Below are 20,626 nucleotides of genomic sequence, written 5' to 3'. Positions count from 1 at the left end.
GATAAAACGCATACTATTGGGGTGATTTGCCATATATGATGAGGAGGCGCTAAAGTTTATGTCCAATAAAAAAAGTTACTATGCATTTGAGGATCCCCAGGGCATTACAATTGAATTTCAAGCCACTAGCTTACAACAAGCCATGGTGATTAAAAAGAAGAAGGCTCAAGAACTGGGGATTCCTAAAGAGGCTTTTGAACTTACAAGCATACGCAAGAAACCAAGCCAGAGCGCATAGCCTTTTTCGAGTGGCTTCCTCATACATGCATAAAGCAATTACGATTACATCGTAAATGTCAATCTGCCGGGCATTCGGCAAAATTGTTATTCTGGGCAGCCGACCAAAAGATCGGCTGTCGTTTTCTCAACTAAAGGGAAAGATAGTTGAAACTCAATCGTGCTAAACCATCCCACAAGTAACGGTGAATTATATTGCGGAAGATTACAGGAGAAGCCCATCAGCCCATCCCGAAAAAAATGATGGATAGGGACTTGTTTATTCAGTCCTGTTGAACTAGCCAGAGCCAGTTTGTATGTAACTCGCAGGAAATGTAAGAAGAGCCGCAGATGCTGCTCCTGTGGCTCTTCTTAACAATCTATCTATTTATTTTGTGTATACCTCATTGTCAGAGCACCCGCTTCTGCTCCCGCTCATCAATAATAATCTGCACCGCCACTTACATGAAGAGTTTGGATGCGGCAGGCAGCCCTTCTTTACACCTCAAACTGAACACTCATCCCTTCCGTCTCCACATAATCAATGACCGTCCGGTTAGTGCTCAGGTCAATATGCAGTGTGCAGCGCAGATCACCCTTGGTCCACTCCAGCCGGACCTCATTACTTGCCGCTTCCAGTACGCGGAAATCGCCGTTAAAGGCGCCGTATTCGTTGCGGAACCGGATCAGCGCAAGAAGACGCTGGACTGCGCTTTTGCCAAGCGCCTGCTCAATCTCGTCTATACTGAAGTTATGACGGTTGATTTCCCGCCCTTCTCCTGTGCGGCGAACTCCTTCTTCATCGTTCTCTCCGGCCAAAAGTCCGACGTAATACACCTGCGGGATGCCCGGAGCGAAGAACTGGATGGCACGGGCCGCCAGATAAGCGTCATCATCGCTGTTCAGCACGGAATAGTAGGAGCAGCGGATCTGGTGCACATCGAACCCGTCCTCAGCCTTATGCTCGCCGGAGACGATAAGGCTCAGATTGGAGCCGCGTTCAAGACAAGTATCGACCAGCCTGCGCGCTTCCTTCGTGTTGATCAATCCGTCGAGATCGGGCTTGACGGGGATGCCGTCATGGCAGTCCAGCATCGTGAACTGCTTCGCAGGACGCGTGGTCAGGTATTCCTTCAGCGCTTCCGCATTTTTATTGACGAGAGTATCGAGAATGCGGTAAGGCAGAATGAAATCATAAATCCAAAAACCGTGCTCCGCCAGTTTATATTGAATGCTGTAGTGGGAATGAACCTCCGGCAGCAGCTCGATATGCAGCGAATCGGCCACCTCCTTGATCCAGTCCAGAAAGCCGTAAATTTCAGGCTCCACGAAGAAGCAGCTCGTGCCCAGCTTCTTGATGATGTAGCCTACGGCATCCAGCCGCACAATCTTGACGTTGTTGTTACGGAAATTTTCAAAGATATCGGCCAGCAGACGTTTTACCTTATCCGAATGAATGTCGAGGTCAATCTGTTCCGAAGGATCGGTTTTGCCGAAAGTCGTCCACACCTGCTCTTCTTCACCCGTCTCTTCAATAGTGAACGTGGAATACGGCAAGGGACGGCGGAGAAACATTTTGTCGATATCGGCTTGAACGGGCTGTCCGCCTGCCCAGATTTTGTCGAGTGTCAGGAATAAATCCGCGTAGGGCGAGCATCTTCCCTGCCTCAGCAAATCCTGAAAATACTCCGACTGCCGGGAAATATGATTGACCATCACATCCAGCAGCACATCATGTTTCGCACCGATCGCCCTAATGTCTTCCCAAGCACCGAATGCCGGCTCAATCTCAAAATAAGTAAGCGGAGCGAATCCGCGGTCTCCCGAGGAGGGAAATGGCGGAAGAATATGAATGCCGCCCTTGAAAATATCCGGAAAATGCTCATCCAGCACACGGTTTAAGGTTTGCAGGCTTCCGCCCAGCGAGTCGGGATACGTAATCAGTTATACTTGATTGTGAATCGCCACTACTCTCGCCCCCCTAGATTTGGTACTTCGTCTTGAATGTCTCAAGTACCGGCAGCTCTACGACCGCCCCCGTATATTGCAGCTTGTACGCGCTGACCGCCAGCCCGAACTCCAGCGCTTTGCGAACCGGATACCCCTTGACGAGCGCCGTATAAAAGCCGGACCAGAAGGCATCTCCTGCCCCTGTTGTATCTGTCACCTGCGTAGCCAGAGTATCGAACTTCACTGTTTCCTGCCCGTTGGAGACGAGCGCGCCGTCCTTGCCTAAAGTCAGAATGACCAGCTTCACGCCCAGATCCAGAAACTTCTGCATCTGATTCTCCGGGGTGTCTTTCCCGAACAGCCGCTCGGCATCGTCTTCCGACGGCTTGGCGATATCGACAAGGGGAAGAATAGATTGTAAATACTTAACTCCGTCCTCCCCTTTCTCCCAAAGCGCCGGATGGGTATTGGGGTCAAAGCAGACGAGAATCCCGTTCTGGCGGGCTTCCCGGATCACTTGCTCCAGCGCCGATCTTGCCGGCTGCCTGGACAAAGGCCAGCAGGAGAAATGGACGATCTTCGTCCGGAGAAGGGCTGTGCGCAATTCCTCTGTGTAGGCTAACCGGTAATCGGCTCCCCGGTAGAAGATCGGGATCGGCGTGGACTTGCTCTTGGTGACGACCACCAGGCTGGTTGCTTCGTCCACACGCTGTACGCAGCTTGTATCCATCTCAACTCTTCTCAAATGCTCCACCAGAAATTGCCCAAGCCCATCCGTCCCCACCGTGGATGCCACAAGCGGACGGATGCCCAGCCGCTTCGTATTCATGGCGATATTGGCCGGCGAGCCTCCGAAATACCGGTGGTACGTGCCGTTCTCAAAGGAATCGCCGTAATCCCCCGGTATCATGTCCACCAGCAGTTCCCCGACAGTTAAAAGATCCAGGTCTTTCTCTTCAAATTCCACGTTATTATCAAAATCAAACACGGGTATTCCCCCATTCATGTATAGATACGGCTTTGGTTCAGTGCTCCTGGTTGTGTTTCTTGTAGGACATGGGAGAGGTTCCCGTTATATTTTTAAACAGCTTGGAGAAGTAGAGGGAATCCGTTATGCCGACGGAAGCCGAAATCTCCTGAATGTTGAGGTCTGTCTTCTGTAGCAGTACTTTGGCGTTCTGGATACGGATTTTGCTGATATATTCCGGGATGGACATACCGGTAATCTGCTTAAAGTAACGGGAAAGGTAGGAACGGCTGTAGTTGACATGCTTGCACAGTATATCAACATCAATATGAATGTAATAATTTTGCTCGATAAAAAGAACGGCCTGCTGCACCACGCTTTCGGAGCCTGTCCGCTTGCCGGCCTCGCCGTAATGCTTCGCGCCCTGCTCAATCAGGTGAAAAATATGCAGCAGATAGCTGATGCACAGCAGCTGCCCGTCCCCCGCTTCCGGGAGCTCCTGGATCAGCAGCAGCATTCTATTAATAATGGTATGCGTCGCAATTCCCGTCAGGCAGCAGTGATTAATATCCAGCTCCATCAGGCTCAGATAGTAGGGAATATGCTGGCCGTTGAAGGAGACCCACATGATTTCCCACGGGTCTTCCGGGTCGGCATAATAAAAATGCTTTTCCCGGGAAGCAGGATAAAAATGTCTCCCTGGTTCAACATTTTGTTGACATGATCGCCCTGGGTTAAATAACCTTTGCCGCTGAGGACAAACACCATTTTATAGGTTTCCAGGACACGGGGGCCTACGACATGGTCTTTGCCGCACTTCCGGTGACCGGCCCAGGTAATGTAGGCGGACTGCTCCATTTGTGTTTTTGTCGGTGTGTAAAAATGCTGTACAATATGATCTTTCATTGCTGCTTCACCCCAAAAAAGTTGCCGTAATTTAGGTTTCTCACTGTACCGCACCGTTTTTTCTTTGTCAACCGATCAAAAAAAGCCCCAAAAAGGGGCTCAGCCCGGCAGCAGTCCGGTTATTCGGCACCGGTAACCCACTGCTCCGTGAAGGAGACAAACTTCATCGTGCGGCGGTTGCCGAAGGAATAGGCTGCATGCAGACTTCCGTCCGCAGCCTGCATCATGCATGGATACTCGTACCGGCGGTTGCGGATTAAGTTTTTGTGGCCGCTGAAGCCTTCACCTGTCTCCACATGGCGGCGGTAAGGCCACGTTCTGCCCTCGTCCTCTGAAATGGCTACAGTAACAGGGCAGCGTTCAAACGGCCAGACGGTAATATCAGGCTTGTCGTTGAAGCGCAAATCATTGTAGATGACGGCGAGCTTGCCGCTCGCAAGCTTAATGGCGGAAATGCTGGAGTTGTTGTTCGGCAGCTCGGTGCGCACCGGTTCCGTCCAGGTCTCCCCGTTGTCGTCCGATTTTGCAAAATAAATATTGTCCGCTGAGCGGCTGCGGAAGAGCCCGATCAGCTTCCCGGGCGCCATCTCGATCACGTTGCAGTGCACGCGGCCGCGGCTGCCGGGAACCTCGACATTGCGCCACGTGGCGCCTTCATCGTCGGAGATGTTCATGACCGTAATGTCGCTGCCGTTGCGGGTGTCGTCATTGAAGCAGATCCAGTTCTCAAAGATCCATCTTCCGCTGGAGAGAATCTGGATTTTCTGGCGGCAGAACGAGCCTTCACGCGGAAACATCACCTCCGCCTTCCCCAGGTCTCCCCGTTGTCCCTGGAAACTTTGCGGTAAATCTTGGAGGTGTACTGCAGGTTGAACTCCGGCGACTCGTCGCCCGTACGGGCCCGCTGGGCAGTGTAAACGACCCACAATTCGCCGTTCGGATGAAGAAACAAGGACGGGTTTTGCTCACTGAAGCCGTTGTCGTCGGAAATTCTCACAGCGGGCGTCCAGGCGTCCGAACCGGCGTTCAAACGGGACATCACGATGCTGACATCCGAGTTGCCTTCATCCGAGCCGGCAAACCAGACGCAGAGCAAATCGCCATTAGGCAGCTCCTGCAGGTCGCAGGCATGGCTTGATTCGAGATCGCAGGGCAAAAGGGATTCCACCAGTCCGAGGCGGCGGTTGAAATACAGCTTTCCGTCTTCCGTAAGGTCGTTTAATTCGAGTATCGGATGATTTAACATAATGTTCGCTCCTTATTTTAACAAATTGTCAGGAAATGGCCGAGCGGTTCCTTGCAGGCAAGACGAGCTTACTTCACGGAACCGAGCAGAATCCCCTTCTTGAAGTACTTCTGCACAAACGGATAGACCAGCACGATGGGCACCATCGCTACGAAGATAGCCGCAGCCTTCAGGTTGCCGGGATTCAGCATAATGCCGTTCTGGATAATCGTGCGGAAAGCCGTATTAGAATCGCCCGAACTGATGACAAGTTTTTTCAGCATAACCTGAATCGTCTGCAAGTTGGGATTTTGCAGATAAATAAGCGGCATCAGATACTGGTTCCAGATAAACACGGCGTAGAAGACGCCGATAGTGGCCAGAATCGGTTTGGAAATGGCGAGAAAGACGCGGCTCATAATCTGGAAATCGTTGGCGCCGTCGATTTTGGCAGCTTCCTCAAGCTCAACCGGCAGGCCGTCCAGGAATGTTTTTGTAATAATCAGAAACTGCACATTGATCGCATTGGGAATGATCATCACCAGCCAGTTGTCCACAAAACCAAGCTTGTTCAGGACGATATAGGCCGGAATAATTCCCGCTTCAAATACCCAGCTGAATACGAACAGGCTCATAATCAGAAAGCGGCCTTTAATCTGCCTGCGGGACAATACATAAGCCGTCATATACGTCAGCAGAAGCGCAACAACCGTGCCGACCACCGTATAGATGCCCGAATTCAGCAGCCCCCGGAAAATGCCGAGCCTCGAATTCGTCAAAATATATTGATAGGCTTCAAAGTTAACGTTCTTCGGAAAAAACGCGACGTCCCCTGAGGCGATGCTTCTTCCGTCACTGATGGAAAGAAAGAATATATACAGGAAAGGATACGTGCAGACAAGAGCGATCATTAGCAGAAAAATATTGTTGCAGATGTCGAACAGACTGATCTTCGTTCTCATTATCCTTCTCCTTTCTCAGAATAGCCGCGTATCCGAATATTTAGTAGACAGCTTGTTGGTACCAACAACCAGAATGTAGGCGACAACGGATTTCAGCAGATTGACTGCCGTGCCGTAGCTGTATTCCGGGAATCCCGTGCTGGCGAAAGCCAGGCGGTATACATAAGTCTGAATGACGTCGGCCGTCTCATAGACGCTTTGATTGTACATGAGCAGAATCCGGTCCAGATCAACCGTAAAAATGTTGCCGACGCTGATAATCAGCATGATGGCAATCGTCGGCTTAAGGGAAGGCAGCGTGATGTGAAGCATTTGCTGAAAGCGGCTGGCGCCGTCCAGCGAAGCCGACTCATAGACGGATGGATCAATAGCCGCCATCGCAGCAATATACACGATTGCCGAATAGCCGAAGGTCTGCCATACCTGAAGCAGCACATAGTTGCTGCGGAACCATCCCGGTTCAGCCATGAAATAGATCGTGTCCAGGCCAAAGCGGGCCAGAATATCGTTAACAAGGCCGGTGGAAGGCGAGAGCAGCGTGTACAGAATGCTGACCATAACGGCTGAAGAAATGAAATATGGCAAAAAGCTCAGCGATTGCACGCTTCCTTTGATCCAGCGGACCCGCACCTCGTTCAGCAGCAAGGCGAACAGAATCGGAATGGGAAACGTGAACAGAAGGGAATAGAAGGCGAGAATGATTGTATTTTTGACAAGGGTCCAAATATACGGGTCCTCAAAGATTCGTTGAAAATGTTCCAGACCGACAAAGGGACTGCCCAGCACCCCGCGAAAGGCGCTGAAATCTTGAAAAGCGATAATCATGCCGCCCAGCGGAGCCAGTTTGAACAATACCAGGCTGATCAAACCGGGCAATAGCATGAGCAGCAGCAGCTTGTTGGTATTCATATAGTCGAGAAAACGGCGTATCCTCGTTTTTTGGGGAAGAGGCGTCATTCGTTCACTTGTTATCACTTTCTCCACCACCCATTTGCTCTGTATTTGTACCTTGTATTTAGGAGCCACGCCGTCCCTTGGGAGGATGGCGCGGCCGGCACTGCTGTTTATTTATACATTGCGTCGTAAGCTTCTTGCTGGAGGGCTACAACCTTCTTGTACCCTGCCTTTTCCATTTCGCCGAGGAAGGTGTTCCATTCACTCATTGGGCGTTTGCCGTTGACGAATTCCGTCACTAGTGAGGTAACAGCCTCATTGACCTTGGCGGAAAGGTCAGCCAATTGTTTGGCCTGATCAGCCGTGTACGTCACCGTTACGCCGGTTTTCAAATTTTCGTCTGTGAACAGCTCATGTGCGGCATTGCGTACAAGCTCGGTGTTCCAGGAGTAGAACGCGTCGTTGTCTACCGGCTTGACGAATGTGAGACGGTCGTTGAGGAAAGACCAGCGCGGCTCTCCGGCAGGCGTTGCTTCCTGCTCCGAGAAGTCCACGATGTACTGCTTATTTCCGCCCTCTACTTTATAGCTTTCTCCTTCAACGCCCCATGAAACAAGCGTCTGGCCTTTGTCGGAATAGAGGTAATCCAGGAATTTAATAATCGTTTCCGCCTTGTCTTTACTGTCTTTGTTAACAACCATCGCTCTTAAGGTGTTGTACTGGGTTTCTGTTGTCTGCACGGAAGGTTTGCCGTTCAGGTCTTTCAGATAAGGCAGGATGGCAATATTATAGTCCGGATCGTTCTCCGGTCCTCCGTTATCCATGAACCACGATGGACGGGTCAGGTGGTCATAGCTGATGGAGCCTTGTCCTGTCAGCATTTTCGATTCCCAGCTTTCCTCCGTGCCGGAACCTGCCACCCATTCAGGATCGATCAAGCCTTCACTATAGAGTGTTTTATACCACTCCACCATTTTCTTGTACCCGTCGGAATACAGGTCAGTGCCTGTTTTACCGTTGGCGTATATACCTTTGGATATGCCGTCATCGAAGTTCGCGGCTGCATTGAATGCGCTCTGGAAGCGGAAATAGTGTTCACGGCCGACCATCGGATAGTAGTTTTTATTATCCTTGCCGTAATACGCTTTCAATTTGCGCATCGCATCGGTCAGCTCGTCAATCGTCTGCGGCGCCTTGGTAATGCCGGCCTTCTCAAAATGGTCAGCGCGGTAGAAGATGAAGTCTGCAAAACGTGGAGCCTCGGCAACCAGTCCATAGATATGTCCTTCTTTATCGGTAATCATGGTTTTATAGGTTGGGTTCTTTTCAATATAACTCTTGATATTTGGGCCGAATTTATCAATATAAGGAGCCAGATCGACAAACGCGCCTTGGGCGCCGTATACGGTAGCCTGCGAAGCGGAAACGATGCCTGAATCAGGGAAGGTGCCGCTAATAATTTTCTGGTCAACGGAAGCGTAGTACTCATCGTCGTTGGAGCCGCCGGGAACAAATTCGACTGTCGTGCCCGTTGCCTTTTCCACGTAAGGATACCACTTGTCCTCCTTGAGCCAGTTAATAAATTTATCATGCATCAAATAAGAAAAGCTGCTGCCTCCTTCCGTACCCCCGTTTCCGCTGTTGGTAGTGTTGGCGGTGTTGGCGGTGTTGGCGGTGTTCGTTTTTGCATTTTGTGAGCAGCCGGCAAGCACGGACCCTGACGCAAGCAGAGCGGCAAAGACTAAATAAAACGCTTTCTTTTTTCTCATTATTTGTTCCCCCTCATAGTGTAATTTGAATTACTAGGAGTGTCTTTATGACTAGTATCTCACAACCCAAGACTAATATTAATGCAAAAATAGCTATAACTCATGTAAAATTGTGCACAAAATCTTTTTTGTGCTACTCATTTTAAAAATGAGTTGCAATTTGCAATAGGGTTGGCAAAAATTTTTTACAGCAATCCTCTCTCCGCATAACCGGCCACCATCCGGCGCACTTCCTCCAGCGCCTGAGGTGTCAACGAAGCCACAGGCCGCCGGGCCGGGCCTGCCGGCAAGCCGATTTCGTCCAGTACAGCTTTCAGCACGGAAGGCAGGGTGCCAAGCGCGAAGGCTGCCCGCAAATCACGGAGGACGCGCTGTGCCTGCTCTGCCTGCTCATATTCACCGCAACGCCAATGCTCATAAATCGCCACCACCGTAGACGGAAAAATATTAGCCGTTGCTGCAATAGCCCCGGTGCCTCCTGCCATGAGTGTGGACAAGATCAGCGAATCGGTTCCGGCAAGCACGGAGAAGGATTCCGGTGTGTGGTCGATTAATTGCAGAATGTTATCGAAGCTGCCGCTGCTGTCCTTGATGCCAACCACATTCGGCAATTCCGCCAGCTTGGCCACAGTCTGCACGCTGAGCGTGTTGCCTGTACGGGCCGGAATCGTGTACAGCACGAGGGGCAGCGATGTATCTCCCGCTACGGCTTCAAAGTGGTATTGCAGTTCCGGCTGCGTGTAGGTCAGAAAATAGGGCGTAATCACGGAAAGCGCATCCGCTCCCGCCTGCTCCAGTCTTTGCGCAAGGCGGCGGGTCTCGCCCGTTCCGGCACAGCCTGCCCCGGCATACACAGGCACGCGGCCGCGCGCCTCTTGGATGACGATTTGCGCTACTTTCAGCTTTTCTTCAAAAGAAAGATTAAAGAATTCGCCATTGGTTCCCAGGCAAAAAAGTCCGTGCACTCCGGCGTCAATATAACGGTTCACCATCTGCCGCAGCGCCTTCTCGTCGATTTCCTCCCGCTGATCCAGCGGAGTGACCATTGCAGGTATAATTCCCTTCACTTCAAGCATTATCCTCAGCCCTTCCCTGTTATTTCAAAATATTAGAGTTTTTGTGTGTCCCAAGGATTACGCTTAAACTGCCTGCTGCGGTGCCAGCTCGACAGCGGAGCGGAGCGCCGCCAGCATGCTTTGTTCATCCGCAATGCCCTTTCCGGCGATGTCAAAAGCTGTGCCGTGATCAACGGAGGTACGGATGATGCCGCCCTTCAGGCCAACGGTGATATTGACGCCGGCTTCAATGCCAAGCACCTTGATCGGCGTATGCCCCTGGTCGTGGTAGCAGGCGACGACGATATCAAAGTCTCCCCGCATGGCCCTATAAAAGAGAGTGTCCGCCGGAGCGGGACCGTATACTTCCATCCCTTCCGCCCGCGCTTTCTCTACGGCCGGAAGCAGCTTCTCTTCTTCCTCCCCGTTTCCGAACAAGCCATTCTCCCCTGCATGGGGATTGATGCCGCACAGGGCGATGCGCGGATGCTCATTTCCTGCTGTTCTGAGCACCTGATCCGCGAGCTTCAGCACATTGTACGTCCGCTCTGGCGTAATCATCTCCACTGCCTTGATCAGCCCGACATGGGTCGTCAGGTGAATAACCTTGAGCCGGCCAGTGGACAGCATCATCGAGAAATCTTCCGTTTCCGTCAGCTTGGCCAAAATTTCGGTATGGCCGGGATAGAGATGCCCCCCCTTGTGCAGCGCTTCCTTATTCAGCGGCGCGGTACAGATTGCCAGGACTTCACCGGCCTTAGCCAGCTCAACGGCCTTGGCAATATAATGGAACGCCGCATTTCCCGCCGCAGCGGACAATTGCCCGAAAGGCACAGTGTCCGGCAGAAGATTCAGGTTGATGCAATCAATGATGCCTTGCTGGAAAAGCGCCTCCGCGACTCCCGCTACCGGGTGAATTTCCATTTCACTCCGGCCGGTGACGGCGGCTGCCCGCTTCAGTGTTCCGGCATCGCCGATGACAACCGGCCGGCACATCTCGTAAACATCAGGGTGCGATAACGCTTTCACAATAACCTCAGGCCCAATACCGGCCGCGTCCCCCATAGTAATGGCAATAATCGGCTTCATCATGTCACACCTTTCTGCAGAGCCTTCACGGAGCGAACCAGTACCTGATCGCTTCCGAAAGCCCCCGCTTTCGTAATAATATATCTGCCGGATTCGCCCGGCGTCCGCCCGAGCGGGACTCCGTTCTCCACCTCATCAATGAGCTTGATCTCCACATCGCTTAAATGGCGGCAGACCTGCTTCGCGGTATCGCCTCCGGTCAGCACCATATGGCGGATTCCGCATTCGGCGATAATATCAGCAGCCACCCGGCCAAGCGCGGCGCTGATGCGCTTGCCCACTTCCGTAGCGCTCAGGCCGCTGGCGCGCCCAAGCTCGCGGACCCGTTCGACCTCGTCAGGATCGCCCGACGTATAGAGTGCCACATGCTTCCCCTCCCGGGAGATGATGCCGGTTACAAGCTCGCGGACCCGGTTCAATTCCATCTCGCATGATCTTGGGAAGAGCAGCTTATCCGACTCAACGACGATAGCAGAAACGCTGTCCTCCTTCACCAGTTCGGTTAGCTGGCGGCGGGACCACGGGTTGACGCTGCCGACGACAATAAGTACACAATTCGTATCGTAATACACGACATTATTGCAGGATGTTGCCTGTTTCTTGCCTGACTTATTTAGTACAACACCCGCTTGCTCCGGGGCTTCTCTCAGGCTGCGGAGAATCTGCGCTGTCAGGGCGCCTGCCAAGCCCGCTGACCCGGCCCATACTACATTCGGACTTCCCGGTCCTTCGGGAAACAAAGAAGCGATCAAGGCCAGATCCTCTTCCCGCTCCGCGTCGAACACCAGATAGGGAATGCCTGACTGGCGGTACCCAGCAATCAGTTCATCAAGCGCAGCACGCTCCCCTCTCAGCTGTTCCAGCGAAATAAGGGCTGCCGGATATCGGCTTTGCCGCTCAAGAATGGCAGAGAAGGCCGATTCCGTTGCCGGATGCTTGGGATCACAAGCCATCTCTGTCTCGTGCAGCGGCATCCCGTTCACATACACAATTCCGTCCTCCAGCGTGCGCCCGACCCTTGGAAAAGAAGGGGCGATGACAACAAAATCAGGCTGCAGCGTCTCATAGACGGCGTCCAGCTCACTGCCGATATTTCCGCGCAGCGTGGAATCAAACTTTTTGTAGATGACAGGAGAGGAAGCTTCTCCGCGGCGCCCCAGAAACAGGCATACATCCTTGACTTTCTGATAAGCCTCCAGGGGAGGAAGAGAGCGGCTGTCGGTATCAAACACAACAGCCTCCTGTTTCCCCCCGCCCGTCTTCAGCTCAAGCAGTACAGAAGTGTTCAAACCCTGACGGGCCATTTGCACCCCTGTATCGTTCGCCCCGGTCAAGTCATCTGCGATGACGGCGAAGTTCATTTTCTAACCCCCTCCATACAACAGCAATCATACAAGTACGGCAGAACGCTGTTCAGCCGCCCTGTCAGTCTTCTTTTAATTTGCGCCACAGGGTCGAGCGGTTGATGCCAAGCCGCTTGGCAGCCAGCGACTGGTTCATGCCCTCCTGCTCCAGCACGGTCCGGATGATGTCCCGCTCAATGTCCTCCAGCGGCTGACGCAGGTTCAGTCCTTCCCTGCCGGGCGCCGGGGCCAATCCGCTGCGGGCTTTCCGGCTTCCTTCCTCCAGCATCGCCAGTGCTTCCCGTTCAATGAACGGTCCCTCCGCCGCTGATACAAAGAGCTCCATTACCGCGCTCAGTTCGGTAAAATTACCTTGCCACGGATGTGCGAGAAGCGCATCCATCACTTCCCCCCGGATACCGGCAATCTGCTTGCCCTGGCGTTCGTTCGTCCAGATCAGGCAGGCGCGGATGCTGCGTTCCAGCCATGGCGTATCCCGCAGGGCCGGAAGCGAGATTCTCCGGTTCTGAAAGCTGCGCAGCAGCTTACCAGCCAGCCGTTCCTCCTCAGCGAGCACCCCCGGGTCCCTGTCAAACAGAAACACCGTCTTCATCTTGCGTTTGATAATGAACTCAGCCAGCTCCCGCTGTTGCTTGGCAGACAGCATCTCCGCCCCTTCTATGGCGGTTACACGCCCGCCGCCGTACAGCATCAGCTCCATCATGGCCTTCAGCACCTCTTCCGACGACCTGCGGATATTGAGGTACAGGATGCCGTCCCTTGATTCGGAGAGGGCGGCGTTGATGACGTAACGCTTGCGGCCGCTGCCTTTTTCCCCGTATACGGCTATGGGATAAGCCTGAAAGTCCGTCTTCTGCCCGTCTTCTTCCTGATGGGAGAAAAAGGGGGCTTCCGCCAGAAGGTAACTGGCCGCAAGACCGCTGTGTTCCGGCTCTTCCTCCGATGCGGTCAGCATATACAGCCGGCGTTCATCCGCGGCAGGCAGCAATTGCGCCCGCAAATACAAACCCTGCTCAGGCTCATAAACGGATGTCGCCCGGTCAAAGTCTGCCCCCGGCCGGCATCCCTGAACATTTCGCGCAGTCCCGGGTACATGGTATAGAGCGTATCTGCCGTTTCAGGAAGCTTCAGCAGATGCTTGAACAAAGGGTTGGCGAACTCCAGCTTGCCGCCTTGGTCCGCTACCGCATATCCGCCCTGCAGCTTGCCCAGCATTGCCTCGTACATTTCATTTTTTATCTTCAGCTTCTCGGCCGATTTATAGAGCTGTCCTGCCCGCGAGAACGCTTCCATTAAAGACTCTTTGCCGGAGGTGATTAACACGCCCTGCAGACCGTTCTCTGCCGCCATTTTGACCGTAATGCTGTCGCCAATGACGACCTGAATGCCCCTCGCCTTGGCGTCCGCCAGGGCAGCGCCGACTTCCTGCTCCTGATGGATAACCGTGTATGAAATATCGACCTCCATCAAGCTGGACACGGACATAAAGCCTTCGATGATATTGGGAAATCCGATCATTTCACATTTGGCGCTATATCCTTTTACCAGCGTCAGGATCCGCAATATGTCGAATCCGGAAATGGGAATTTCTACAACCGGCAGGTAGGAATGTTTTTGCAGCAGCTTTGCCGTCCCGCCTCTGCTGATAATGACATCGTAACCCTCTGTGTGAATGCGGCCGATCAGCGGCAGCACCCTCGACAGATCTCCATGCTCCACTACAATTTCAAACTCCAGCAGCTCATTCTGCAAACTTAGCGTTAATTCGGATAACCCCGGGTAAGGAGCAATGACGATTGTTTTAATTTTCATGTAACTATTCATCCTTGTTTTTAATGCCATTATAACCCAGCCGTTGCTCTTTAGGCAGTATTAAACAGTTCCCGCAGTTCTTAATGAAACAGCTTGCCGTATACCGCCCCGATATCATCCAGCGTCATTGCCTTCGGATTGTTGCCCATCAGCCGGGTAACCTGCGAAGCCGCGAGCGAAAGCTCGGGAATATCCTCGCGCGCAGCTCCGAAGAGCGTCAAATCCTGAGGAATGCTCATCTCCCGCGTCCACAGCCGGATCTGCTCAATCACCTGCTCGGCATCGCGCTGTCTTCCCGCTCCCGTCTGAAGTCCCATCGCTCCGGCAACAAGAGCCAGCCGTTCCACAATAACATCAAAATTAAATTCCATCACATGCGGTAAAAGCATGGAATTGGCAACTCCGTGAGGTACATGAAATTTCCCGCCGATCGGATAAGCCAAGGCATGCACAGCCGCCGTTCCGGCGCAGGTCAGTGCCATTCCGCCGTACATGGAACCAATCAGCATATCCTCCCGCGCTTTTCTGTCGTTTCCGTGGTGATAGGCCTGCAGCATGCCTGCAGAAATGTTGCGGATGGATTCAAGCGCGAACATGTCGCTGAACCGGTTGGCCTTGTTGGAAATAAACGATTCCAGCGCGTGGGTATAGGCATCCATTCCCGTTGAAGCCGTAATATCAGGCGGCAAACCAAGCGTCAACAGCGGGTCCAAAATAACAAGCGCAGGCAGCAAGTAGCGGCTGACAACGCCTATCTTCAGCTCTTCCTCCGGTAAAGTCACAATGGCGTTCGGTGTCACTTCCGAGCCCGTTCCCGAGGTGGTGGGGATCAGTACCGTCGGAATGCCCGGATTCGGAATCAGATCAGTCCCCAGCATTTCCCGGACAGAGAGGCTATTGGTTTTCATGACAGACAGCAGCTTTACAACATCCAGCACACTGCCTCCGCCGATACCGATAATTGCATCGCAGGGAACTTCGGCTATTGCGCTGTAGAGCTCTTCCAGTTGGGCGATGGTCGGTTCAGGCTGAACATCGGTATTCCAGTACACGGCGATACCGCCGCTCTTCAAGAGATTTGTAACTTCGTCCAGCGTGCCGCTGCTTTGAAGAAAGGGCTGGGATACAAGCAGCACCGATTCTAAAGACCCTAGCTTTTGCAAATGCTCCACAATCCGCTCTAAGGAACCGCAGCCCGCGATAATGCTGCGAGCCGTTTGAAAAAAATACTGTTCCATCTTATCTTCTCCTCTCCTCTGAACGTCTTGATACATCAATTATCGTATTCAGTATAGCATAGCGTTGCTTTATTACAACAGTTAATTGATTTTTGTTGATGCAAAATAAAATAATGTTGTTTTATGCAACGATTATTATATTAAAACCGTGGTCCAAGGCCCAGTCGCGGGTCGACTTGATAATTTCCCCGATTATCCTGTCATGCCTGGAGTCTTGATTGTAGAAGCACTGGCACAGGTGGGTGGTATTGCTATGTCCAATGTAGAGAGAAATAACCATACGATAGGGTTACTGACTGGTATTGATAATTGTCGGTTCAAAAAGCAAGTAAAACCAGGGGATCAGCTCCATCTTGAATTCGAAGTGACCCGAACCAAGGGACAGATTGTCAAAGGAACAGGCATCGCAATGGTAAACAATGAAATGGTTTGTGAAGCAGAAATAATGTTTGCATTTAATTCTATTGAGGCATTCAACTAAAGGGAAAGATAGTTGAAAATCAATCGTGCGAAACCATACCACAAGTAACGGTGAATTATATTGCGGAAGATTACAGGAGAAGCCCATTCCGAAAAATGATCGATAGGGACTTGTTTATTCAGCCCCTGTTGAACTAACCAGAGCCAGATTGTATGTAATTCGCGGGAAATGTAAGAAGAGCCGCAGATGCTGCCCCTGTGGCTCTTCTTACAAACTATCTATTTAATTTGTGTATATCTCTTTGTCAGAACACCCGCTTCTGCTCCCGCTCATCAATAATAATCTGCACCGATTCCTTGAACCGCAGCGCATGTACAATCTCACGCTCCCGCAGGAACTTCAGGCTGTCCTGCAGGTCTATGTCATCGGTCATATCGATCAGCCACTGGTATGTAGCCCGGGCCTTTTCTTCGGCAGCGATGTCCTCGTAGAGGTCAGCCAGCGGATCACCCTTGGCCTGGATATACGTTGCTGTCCATGGCACACCTGCCGAATTCTGGTAGCATAGCGCATGGTCGCGCTGTGCATAGTTCGGCCCGAGTCCGGCGGCTTCAAGCTCGCTGATGGAGGCATCTTTTGTTAATTTATATATCATCGTGGCAATCATTTCCAAATGGGCGAATTCTTCTGCGCATTGAGGTTATCAGTTATGTTTTACAGGTTAGATTCACGAGGAACTAAGCCCGTCAGAGATGTTTTTTTCTAGCGAGAGCATTTTGTTTTAATCACAAACAACACATTTTTAGATTTTGATTTAAAGAAGTTTCTCCATAATCATTACATCAATAAACTCTCCATCCATAATCCCCTGTTTCTCAAAAACACCAACCTGTCGATAACCCATTTTCTGATATAATCCCTGGCCGCTCTGGTTAAATGGAAAAGTAAAGAGAACGATTTTATAAAAGCTATTTTCCTTTGCGACCTTGTGTAAAGACTCCAAGAGAGAGCTCCCTACACCCTGCCCACGAAAGCCGCGATCAATATAAACCGAGAGATCAGCGACCCCATTATAAGCACAGCGGTGGGAGTATGGATTCAAGGAGGCCCAACCAATCACTTCACCTTCTTTTTCAGCCACCAAAACGCTAAAGCGGCCATGGTGATCTTTAAACCATGCTTTCATATAAGAAAAATCCTTCGTCTCCATTTCGAGTGTAGCGATCCGGTCCTCAATCCCCTGATTGTAGATACGAAGGATGCTTTCGATATCCTTTAAAGTCGCCTGACGGACAATTAATGTAGTATTCATATGAACACCCTCCTACTACTTACTTTCTCGCTTTAATTACAGCAGAAACGATGTATTGGTCAACGTTCGCACCGGGAACCCAGTCTTTGATGAATGTCCTGGATTCGTCTTTTGGCTCAATACTGATTTCCGTAAAGCCGCTTTCTTGAAGCATCAATTCTACATCTGCAATGTAAGAAGCTCCGGAGATACAACCGGAATATAATTCGTCCAGATCATTTTTGATCTCAGGAGGAAGCTCAGCTGTTGTTACGATATCAGAGATGGCCAGACGACCGCCAGGCCGAAGGACACGATAGGCTTCATGGAATACTTGCTGTTTATCCGGTGAGAGGTTAATCACACAGTTGGAGATAATGACATGTACCGAATTGTCGGCGACGGGAAGATGTTCAATTTCACCCAACCGGAATTCCGTGTTGTTAAACTTTCCTTTAATGGCGTTATCCCTTGCACGGCTGATCATTTCAGGTGTCATATCTACTCCGATAACATGGCCTTGCTCCCCTACCTGCCGGGAGGCGAGGAAGCAATCGAATCCGCCGCCGCTCCCGAGGTCCAGAACATGTTCACCCGCCTGCAGTTCAGCAATAGCCTGGGGATTACCGCATCCAAGGCCTAAATTTGCGCCTTCAGGAGCAGCTGCCAAATCCTCGCTGGAATAACCCAGCTTAGCGGATATGGCATCGAAATCAGCAGGTGAATCACAGCAGCTGTCAGCAGGGGCGCAGCAAGAAGAGGCAGCTTCGACCTTTTTTACAGCTATCTTTTGATAGCGCCCCCGTACATTCTGACGGATTTGGTCATTTGTAAGTCTGCTCATGATTAAACACTCCTTATAGAGATTATGATTGGATTTTTCTTTCGACTTTGCTCAACTAGCAGCATGGTTCACAGCAAACAGATTGTTTCGGACTAAAAAACGAAGGGGAAGAGGACCACTCCAAATTGTCTTTTTTCTTAAGGTATTTCCAGGCGTGGAGTGTAACTTGATGTAATTGCTCCTGCCGGTGTTTGTGTAAAACTTCGGTTACGTATAGATCTCTGAGCATCATTAAACCCTCCTAGTCATTAAATATATGCATCAAAATAATTTGCAAATTGCAAATATTAACGAAGAGAAATCACCCTTTTACAGGTGCACAGCAATTACTGGATTTCCCCATAGATTCGTTGAAAAGCTTAATGGATCGTAGTAAGGTTTCTACTTCAAACTCACTCATGTGTGAGAAAGCTTCATTCAGGTATGCATTCATTTGATGGTCAATGGTTGTAGCCACCATTTTTCCTTCAGGAGTAAGTGACAGGTTATAGATTCTTCGATCCGTAGGATCAGGTGTCTTGTTAACCAAGTTCATTTTCATCAAAGACTGGACTTGCCTGCTGAAGGTAGTAATATCAGTGCCAAGTGTTTCAGCGACCTGTTGCATGGAAGGATTATGGCTCCGATCTATCTCATATAGCAGGTGGCTTTGGGTCGCGGAAAGATTACATCCCCCTACGCTGCAACAGTCTTTATTGAGCAATCCTAAACGCCGGGTCATGATTTGGAATAGTTCTCGTGGAGTTTCCATTGTTTTCACCTCTTGATAAAGTTATAGCGTAATTATTTGCAAATTGCAATCATTAATTTTGCTTAGTTGTTAATTGATCATAAAGGTCTTAGAATATAAGTATCGTCTTATATATACGGGGAGAGGAGATTTTTAAATGGATTTACTAAATGATCTTGCAGAAGATTTAAAACTCCTTGGAGATAAAACACGTCTCACGATTTTAACACTTTTAAAAGAGCGAGAGTGGTGTGTTTGTGAATTTGTGGATCTTTTTGACATCTCACAGCCAGCCGTTAGTCAGCATCTACGCAAACTAAAAAGCAGTGGATTGGTAAAGGAACAGAAAAAGGGACAGTGGGTTTACTATTCTTTAAATATTGAAGATAAGCCCCATGTTAAGGCCATTCTTAATCTTACACCGGATGCTCATACAGTTTTATCTAATTTGAATAAGCCGTCTAATGCCGTTTGCTGCGAATAACATCTTTGTCGTTAAATGTATAAGTGTATAATTATATAATAATGTTCGAGATTAAACTTAACTCTTTGGAGGGGTGTTGAGATGCGTGGAATTTAGACATAAATTGGGGGAAGTAACTTGGTAGCTCTGGCAAGCCTTATATTTATAGTCACATTGATTTTTGTCATTTGGCAGCCTAAAAATTTGTCCATTGGATGGTCTGCCTGCGGCGGAGCGGTACTTTCCTTGCTTGTAGGAGTAGTCAACTTTAACGATGTTCTTAACGTTACTCAGATTGTCTGGAATGCTACGTTGGCATTTGTGGCCATTATTTTAATCTCCCTGATTCTTGATAAAATCGGCTTCTTTGAATGGGCTGCGCTCCATATGGCTAGAGTTGCCCGCGGAAACGGCACGCGAATGTTCATTTATGTCACCATTCTGGGAGCAATAGTAGCCGCGTTCTTCGCCAATGATGGTGCGGCGCTTATTTTAACTCCAATTGTGCTGGCGATGGTTCGCGCACTCCATTTTGACGAAAAAAAAGTATTTCCTTTCATCATTGCCAGTGGCTTCATAGCAGATACTACTTCTTTACCACTGGTTGTCAGCAACTTAGTAAACATCGTATCGGCTGACTTTTTTGGACTCACCTTTATGGAATATGCCGGGCGGATGTTAATACCTACCTTATTTTCATTGGGTGCAAGTATTTTTGTACTCTATCTCTTCTTCCGGAAAAGCATTCCGCGGAACTTTGACAACTCACAGCTGATAAAACCTGAAGAGGCTATTAAAGACATGCAGATGTTTAAGTTGTCGTGGGTGGTGCTTGCGGTTTTGCTGGTGGGATACTTCGTCAGTGAATTCCTGAACATTCCGGTTTCTTTGGTGGCAGGGATCATCGCGATCTTTTTCCTACTCATGGCAAGAAGAAGTCCCGCAGTACCGACAATGGAAGTGGTCAAAGGGGCCCCTTGGGCAATTGTTTTCTTTTCCATTGGTATGTATGTCGTCGTTTACGGGCTGCGGAATGCGGGCCTTACGGATGTGTTGGCTGATATCATTCAGACCTTTGCGGATCAGGGACTGTTTGCAGCTACGATGGGAATGGGCTTTATTGCCGCAGTTCTCTCGTCTGTAATGAATAACATGCCTACTGTTATGATTGATGCGCTGGCCATTGATGCTACGCATACCTCGGCCCTGATTAAGGAAGCCTTGATTTATGCAAATGTCATCGGCTCTGATCTGGGACCGAAAATCACACCCATTGGTTCACTGGCCACCTTGCTATGGCTGCATGTGTTGTCTACCAAAGGCGTGAAAATATCTTGGGGAACGTATTTCAAGACAGGCATTATTCTTACGATCCCAACATTGTTTATCACGCTGCTGGGCCTCTATGTAACATTGACTCTATTTTAAAC

Annotated in this window: 21 protein-coding genes and 3 pseudogenes; 4 read left to right on the top strand and 20 right to left on the bottom strand. The window is 50.3% G+C overall.

Annotated features, from left to right (window positions below):
* Positions 1-58 precede the first annotated feature (58 nt).
* A complete protein-coding gene (locus JI735_RS20125; protein WP_039835966.1) occupies positions 59-238 on the top strand; it encodes a hypothetical protein in 180 nt (59 codons plus the stop codon).
* A 476-nt stretch (positions 239-714) separates the two neighbouring features.
* On the opposite strand, the gene gtfA is transcribed toward JI735_RS20125, so the two are convergent.
* The 16 genes and pseudogenes from gtfA to JI735_RS20050 form a co-directional block, all read right to left on the bottom strand.
* On the bottom strand, positions 715-2,160 hold the full coding sequence (gtfA, locus tag JI735_RS20120; RefSeq protein WP_233476501.1) for a sucrose phosphorylase: 1,446 nt from the start codon (positions 2,158-2,160) through the stop codon (positions 715-717).
* Between the two features lie 37 nt (positions 2,161-2,197).
* Positions 2,198-3,154, bottom strand: a complete 957-nt coding sequence (locus tag JI735_RS20115; RefSeq protein ID WP_039835965.1) for a carbohydrate kinase family protein — start codon at positions 3,152-3,154, stop codon at positions 2,198-2,200.
* Positions 3,155-3,191: 37 nt separating this feature from the next.
* Positions 3,192-3,650, bottom strand: coding sequence for a helix-turn-helix transcriptional regulator (locus JI735_RS20110; protein ID WP_233476500.1), 459 nt, complete (start codon positions 3,648-3,650; stop codon positions 3,192-3,194).
* A pseudogene (locus tag JI735_RS36085) lies at positions 3,639-3,788 on the bottom strand (hypothetical protein); the annotation flags it as partial. The pseudogene JI735_RS36085 and the gene JI735_RS20110, both read right to left, overlap by 12 nt.
* The gene (locus JI735_RS37405; protein ID WP_202676356.1) at positions 3,719-4,039 is read right to left on the bottom strand and encodes a cupin domain-containing protein; all 321 of its coding nucleotides are present in this window, start codon (positions 4,037-4,039) and stop codon (positions 3,719-3,721) included. The pseudogene JI735_RS36085 and the gene JI735_RS37405, both read right to left, overlap by 70 nt.
* 119 nt (positions 4,040-4,158) lie before the next feature.
* The gene (locus JI735_RS37400) at positions 4,159-4,836 is read right to left on the bottom strand and encodes an exo-alpha-sialidase (RefSeq protein ID WP_202676355.1); all 678 of its coding nucleotides are present in this window, start codon (positions 4,834-4,836) and stop codon (positions 4,159-4,161) included.
* Entirely contained in the window at positions 4,836-5,285 is a 450-nt protein-coding gene (locus tag JI735_RS37395) for an exo-alpha-sialidase (protein ID WP_202676354.1), read from the bottom strand. Before JI735_RS37395 ends, JI735_RS37400 begins: the two co-directional genes overlap by 1 nt.
* A 68-nt stretch (positions 5,286-5,353) precedes the next feature.
* Positions 5,354-6,226: a carbohydrate ABC transporter permease gene (locus JI735_RS20090; RefSeq protein ID WP_039835963.1), complete on the bottom strand. Its 873-nt coding sequence runs from the start codon at positions 6,224-6,226 to the stop codon at positions 5,354-5,356.
* 15 nt (positions 6,227-6,241) lie between these two features.
* Entirely contained in the window at positions 6,242-7,210 is a 969-nt protein-coding gene (locus JI735_RS20085) for an ABC transporter permease (protein WP_233475979.1), read from the bottom strand.
* A gap of 80 nt (positions 7,211-7,290) precedes the next feature.
* On the bottom strand, positions 7,291-8,889 hold the full coding sequence (locus JI735_RS20080; RefSeq protein WP_039835961.1) for a type 2 periplasmic-binding domain-containing protein: 1,599 nt from the start codon (positions 8,887-8,889) through the stop codon (positions 7,291-7,293).
* Positions 8,890-9,074: 185 nt separating this feature from the next.
* The gene (dapA, locus tag JI735_RS20075) at positions 9,075-9,965 is read right to left on the bottom strand and encodes a 4-hydroxy-tetrahydrodipicolinate synthase (RefSeq protein ID WP_039835960.1); all 891 of its coding nucleotides are present in this window, start codon (positions 9,963-9,965) and stop codon (positions 9,075-9,077) included.
* Positions 9,966-10,028: 63 nt separating this feature from the next.
* A complete protein-coding gene (pdxA, locus tag JI735_RS20070) occupies positions 10,029-11,033 on the bottom strand; it encodes a 4-hydroxythreonine-4-phosphate dehydrogenase PdxA (RefSeq protein WP_039835995.1) in 1,005 nt (334 codons plus the stop codon).
* Positions 11,033-12,394: a four-carbon acid sugar kinase family protein gene (locus JI735_RS20065; protein WP_039835959.1), complete on the bottom strand. Its 1,362-nt coding sequence runs from the start codon at positions 12,392-12,394 to the stop codon at positions 11,033-11,035. The genes pdxA and JI735_RS20065 overlap by 1 nt, the downstream gene beginning before the upstream one ends.
* A 64-nt stretch (positions 12,395-12,458) precedes the next feature.
* The gene (locus JI735_RS20060; protein ID WP_233475978.1) at positions 12,459-13,397 is read right to left on the bottom strand and encodes a helix-turn-helix domain-containing protein; all 939 of its coding nucleotides are present in this window, start codon (positions 13,395-13,397) and stop codon (positions 12,459-12,461) included.
* On the bottom strand, positions 13,346-14,209 hold the full coding sequence (locus JI735_RS20055; protein ID WP_202676352.1) for a PrpR N-terminal domain-containing protein: 864 nt from the start codon (positions 14,207-14,209) through the stop codon (positions 13,346-13,348). Before JI735_RS20055 ends, JI735_RS20060 begins: the two co-directional genes overlap by 52 nt.
* A gap of 80 nt (positions 14,210-14,289) precedes the next feature.
* Positions 14,290-15,447 (bottom strand): iron-containing alcohol dehydrogenase, encoded by a 1,158-nt coding sequence (locus tag JI735_RS20050; protein WP_039835957.1) that lies wholly within the window; start codon positions 15,445-15,447, stop codon positions 14,290-14,292.
* Between the two features lie 181 nt (positions 15,448-15,628).
* Between JI735_RS20050 and JI735_RS20045 the strand changes: the two are divergent.
* Positions 15,629-15,928, top strand: a pseudogene (locus JI735_RS20045) (hotdog domain-containing protein); the annotation flags it as partial.
* Between the two features lie 244 nt (positions 15,929-16,172).
* On the opposite strand, the pseudogene JI735_RS20040 reads toward JI735_RS20045, so the two are convergent.
* From JI735_RS20040 to JI735_RS20025, 4 genes and pseudogenes are all read right to left on the bottom strand, one after another.
* Positions 16,173-16,556, bottom strand: a pseudogene (locus JI735_RS20040) (manganese catalase family protein); the annotation flags it as partial.
* A gap of 126 nt (positions 16,557-16,682) precedes the next feature.
* Positions 16,683-17,180, bottom strand: coding sequence for an arsinothricin resistance N-acetyltransferase ArsN1 family A (locus JI735_RS20035; protein ID WP_039835953.1), 498 nt, complete (start codon positions 17,178-17,180; stop codon positions 16,683-16,685).
* Positions 17,181-17,199: 19 nt separating this feature from the next.
* Positions 17,200-18,003: an arsenite methyltransferase gene (locus JI735_RS20030; protein ID WP_039835952.1), complete on the bottom strand. Its 804-nt coding sequence runs from the start codon at positions 18,001-18,003 to the stop codon at positions 17,200-17,202.
* Positions 18,004-18,304: 301 nt separating this feature from the next.
* Positions 18,305-18,754, bottom strand: coding sequence for a MarR family winged helix-turn-helix transcriptional regulator (locus tag JI735_RS20025; RefSeq protein WP_039835951.1), 450 nt, complete (start codon positions 18,752-18,754; stop codon positions 18,305-18,307).
* 136 nt (positions 18,755-18,890) lie between these two features.
* On the opposite strand from JI735_RS20025, the gene JI735_RS20020 reads away from it, so the two are divergent.
* Positions 18,891-19,217, top strand: a complete 327-nt coding sequence (locus tag JI735_RS20020) for an ArsR/SmtB family transcription factor (protein WP_039835950.1) — start codon at positions 18,891-18,893, stop codon at positions 19,215-19,217.
* Between the two features lie 117 nt (positions 19,218-19,334).
* The gene (locus tag JI735_RS20015; RefSeq protein WP_039835949.1) at positions 19,335-20,624 is read left to right on the top strand and encodes an arsenical efflux pump membrane protein ArsB; all 1,290 of its coding nucleotides are present in this window, start codon (positions 19,335-19,337) and stop codon (positions 20,622-20,624) included.
* Positions 20,625-20,626 lie beyond the last annotated feature (2 nt).

Origin of the sequence: Paenibacillus sonchi, from assembly GCF_016772475.1 — a bacterium.
Lineage (GTDB): Bacteria > Bacillota > Bacilli > Paenibacillales > Paenibacillaceae > Paenibacillus_AQ > Paenibacillus_AQ sonchi.
The sequence above is the reverse complement of the archived record's forward strand: the minus strand, read 5'-3'. Positions and strand labels throughout refer to the sequence as shown.

Excerpts from the sequence above, each read along its gene's own strand:
- JI735_RS20035 (WP_039835953.1), bottom strand. The coding sequence starts at position 17,180 with ATGAATACTACATTAATTGTCCGTCAGGCGACTTTAAAGGATATCGAA.
- pdxA (WP_039835995.1), bottom strand. The coding sequence starts at position 11,033 with ATGAAGCCGATTATTGCCATTACTATGGGGGACGCGGCCGGTATTGGG.
- JI735_RS20055 (WP_202676352.1), bottom strand. The coding sequence starts at position 14,209 with ATGAAAATTAAAACAATCGTCATTGCTCCTTACCCGGGGTTATCCGAA.
- JI735_RS20110 (WP_233476500.1), bottom strand. The coding sequence starts at position 3,650 with ATGCTGCTGCTGATCCAGGAGCTCCCGGAAGCGGGGGACGGGCAGCTG.
- JI735_RS20125 (WP_039835966.1), top strand. The coding sequence starts at position 59 with ATGTCCAATAAAAAAAGTTACTATGCATTTGAGGATCCCCAGGGCATT.
- JI735_RS20080 (WP_039835961.1), bottom strand. The coding sequence starts at position 8,889 with ATGAGAAAAAAGAAAGCGTTTTATTTAGTCTTTGCCGCTCTGCTTGCG.
- JI735_RS20050 (WP_039835957.1), bottom strand. The coding sequence starts at position 15,447 with ATGGAACAGTATTTTTTTCAAACGGCTCGCAGCATTATCGCGGGCTGC.
- JI735_RS37395 (WP_202676354.1), bottom strand. The coding sequence starts at position 5,285 with ATGTTAAATCATCCGATACTCGAATTAAACGACCTTACGGAAGACGGA.
- dapA (WP_039835960.1), bottom strand. The coding sequence starts at position 9,965 with ATGCTTGAAGTGAAGGGAATTATACCTGCAATGGTCACTCCGCTGGAT.
- JI735_RS20025 (WP_039835951.1), bottom strand. The coding sequence starts at position 18,754 with ATGGAAACTCCACGAGAACTATTCCAAATCATGACCCGGCGTTTAGGA.
- JI735_RS20030 (WP_039835952.1), bottom strand. The coding sequence starts at position 18,003 with ATGAGCAGACTTACAAATGACCAAATCCGTCAGAATGTACGGGGGCGC.
- JI735_RS20020 (WP_039835950.1), top strand. The coding sequence starts at position 18,891 with ATGGATTTACTAAATGATCTTGCAGAAGATTTAAAACTCCTTGGAGAT.
- JI735_RS37400 (WP_202676355.1), bottom strand. The coding sequence starts at position 4,836 with ATGTTTCCGCGTGAAGGCTCGTTCTGCCGCCAGAAAATCCAGATTCTC.
- JI735_RS20065 (WP_039835959.1), bottom strand. The coding sequence starts at position 12,394 with ATGAACTTCGCCGTCATCGCAGATGACTTGACCGGGGCGAACGATACA.
- JI735_RS37405 (WP_202676356.1), bottom strand. The coding sequence starts at position 4,039 with ATGAAAGATCATATTGTACAGCATTTTTACACACCGACAAAAACACAA.
- JI735_RS20090 (WP_039835963.1), bottom strand. The coding sequence starts at position 6,226 with ATGAGAACGAAGATCAGTCTGTTCGACATCTGCAACAATATTTTTCTG.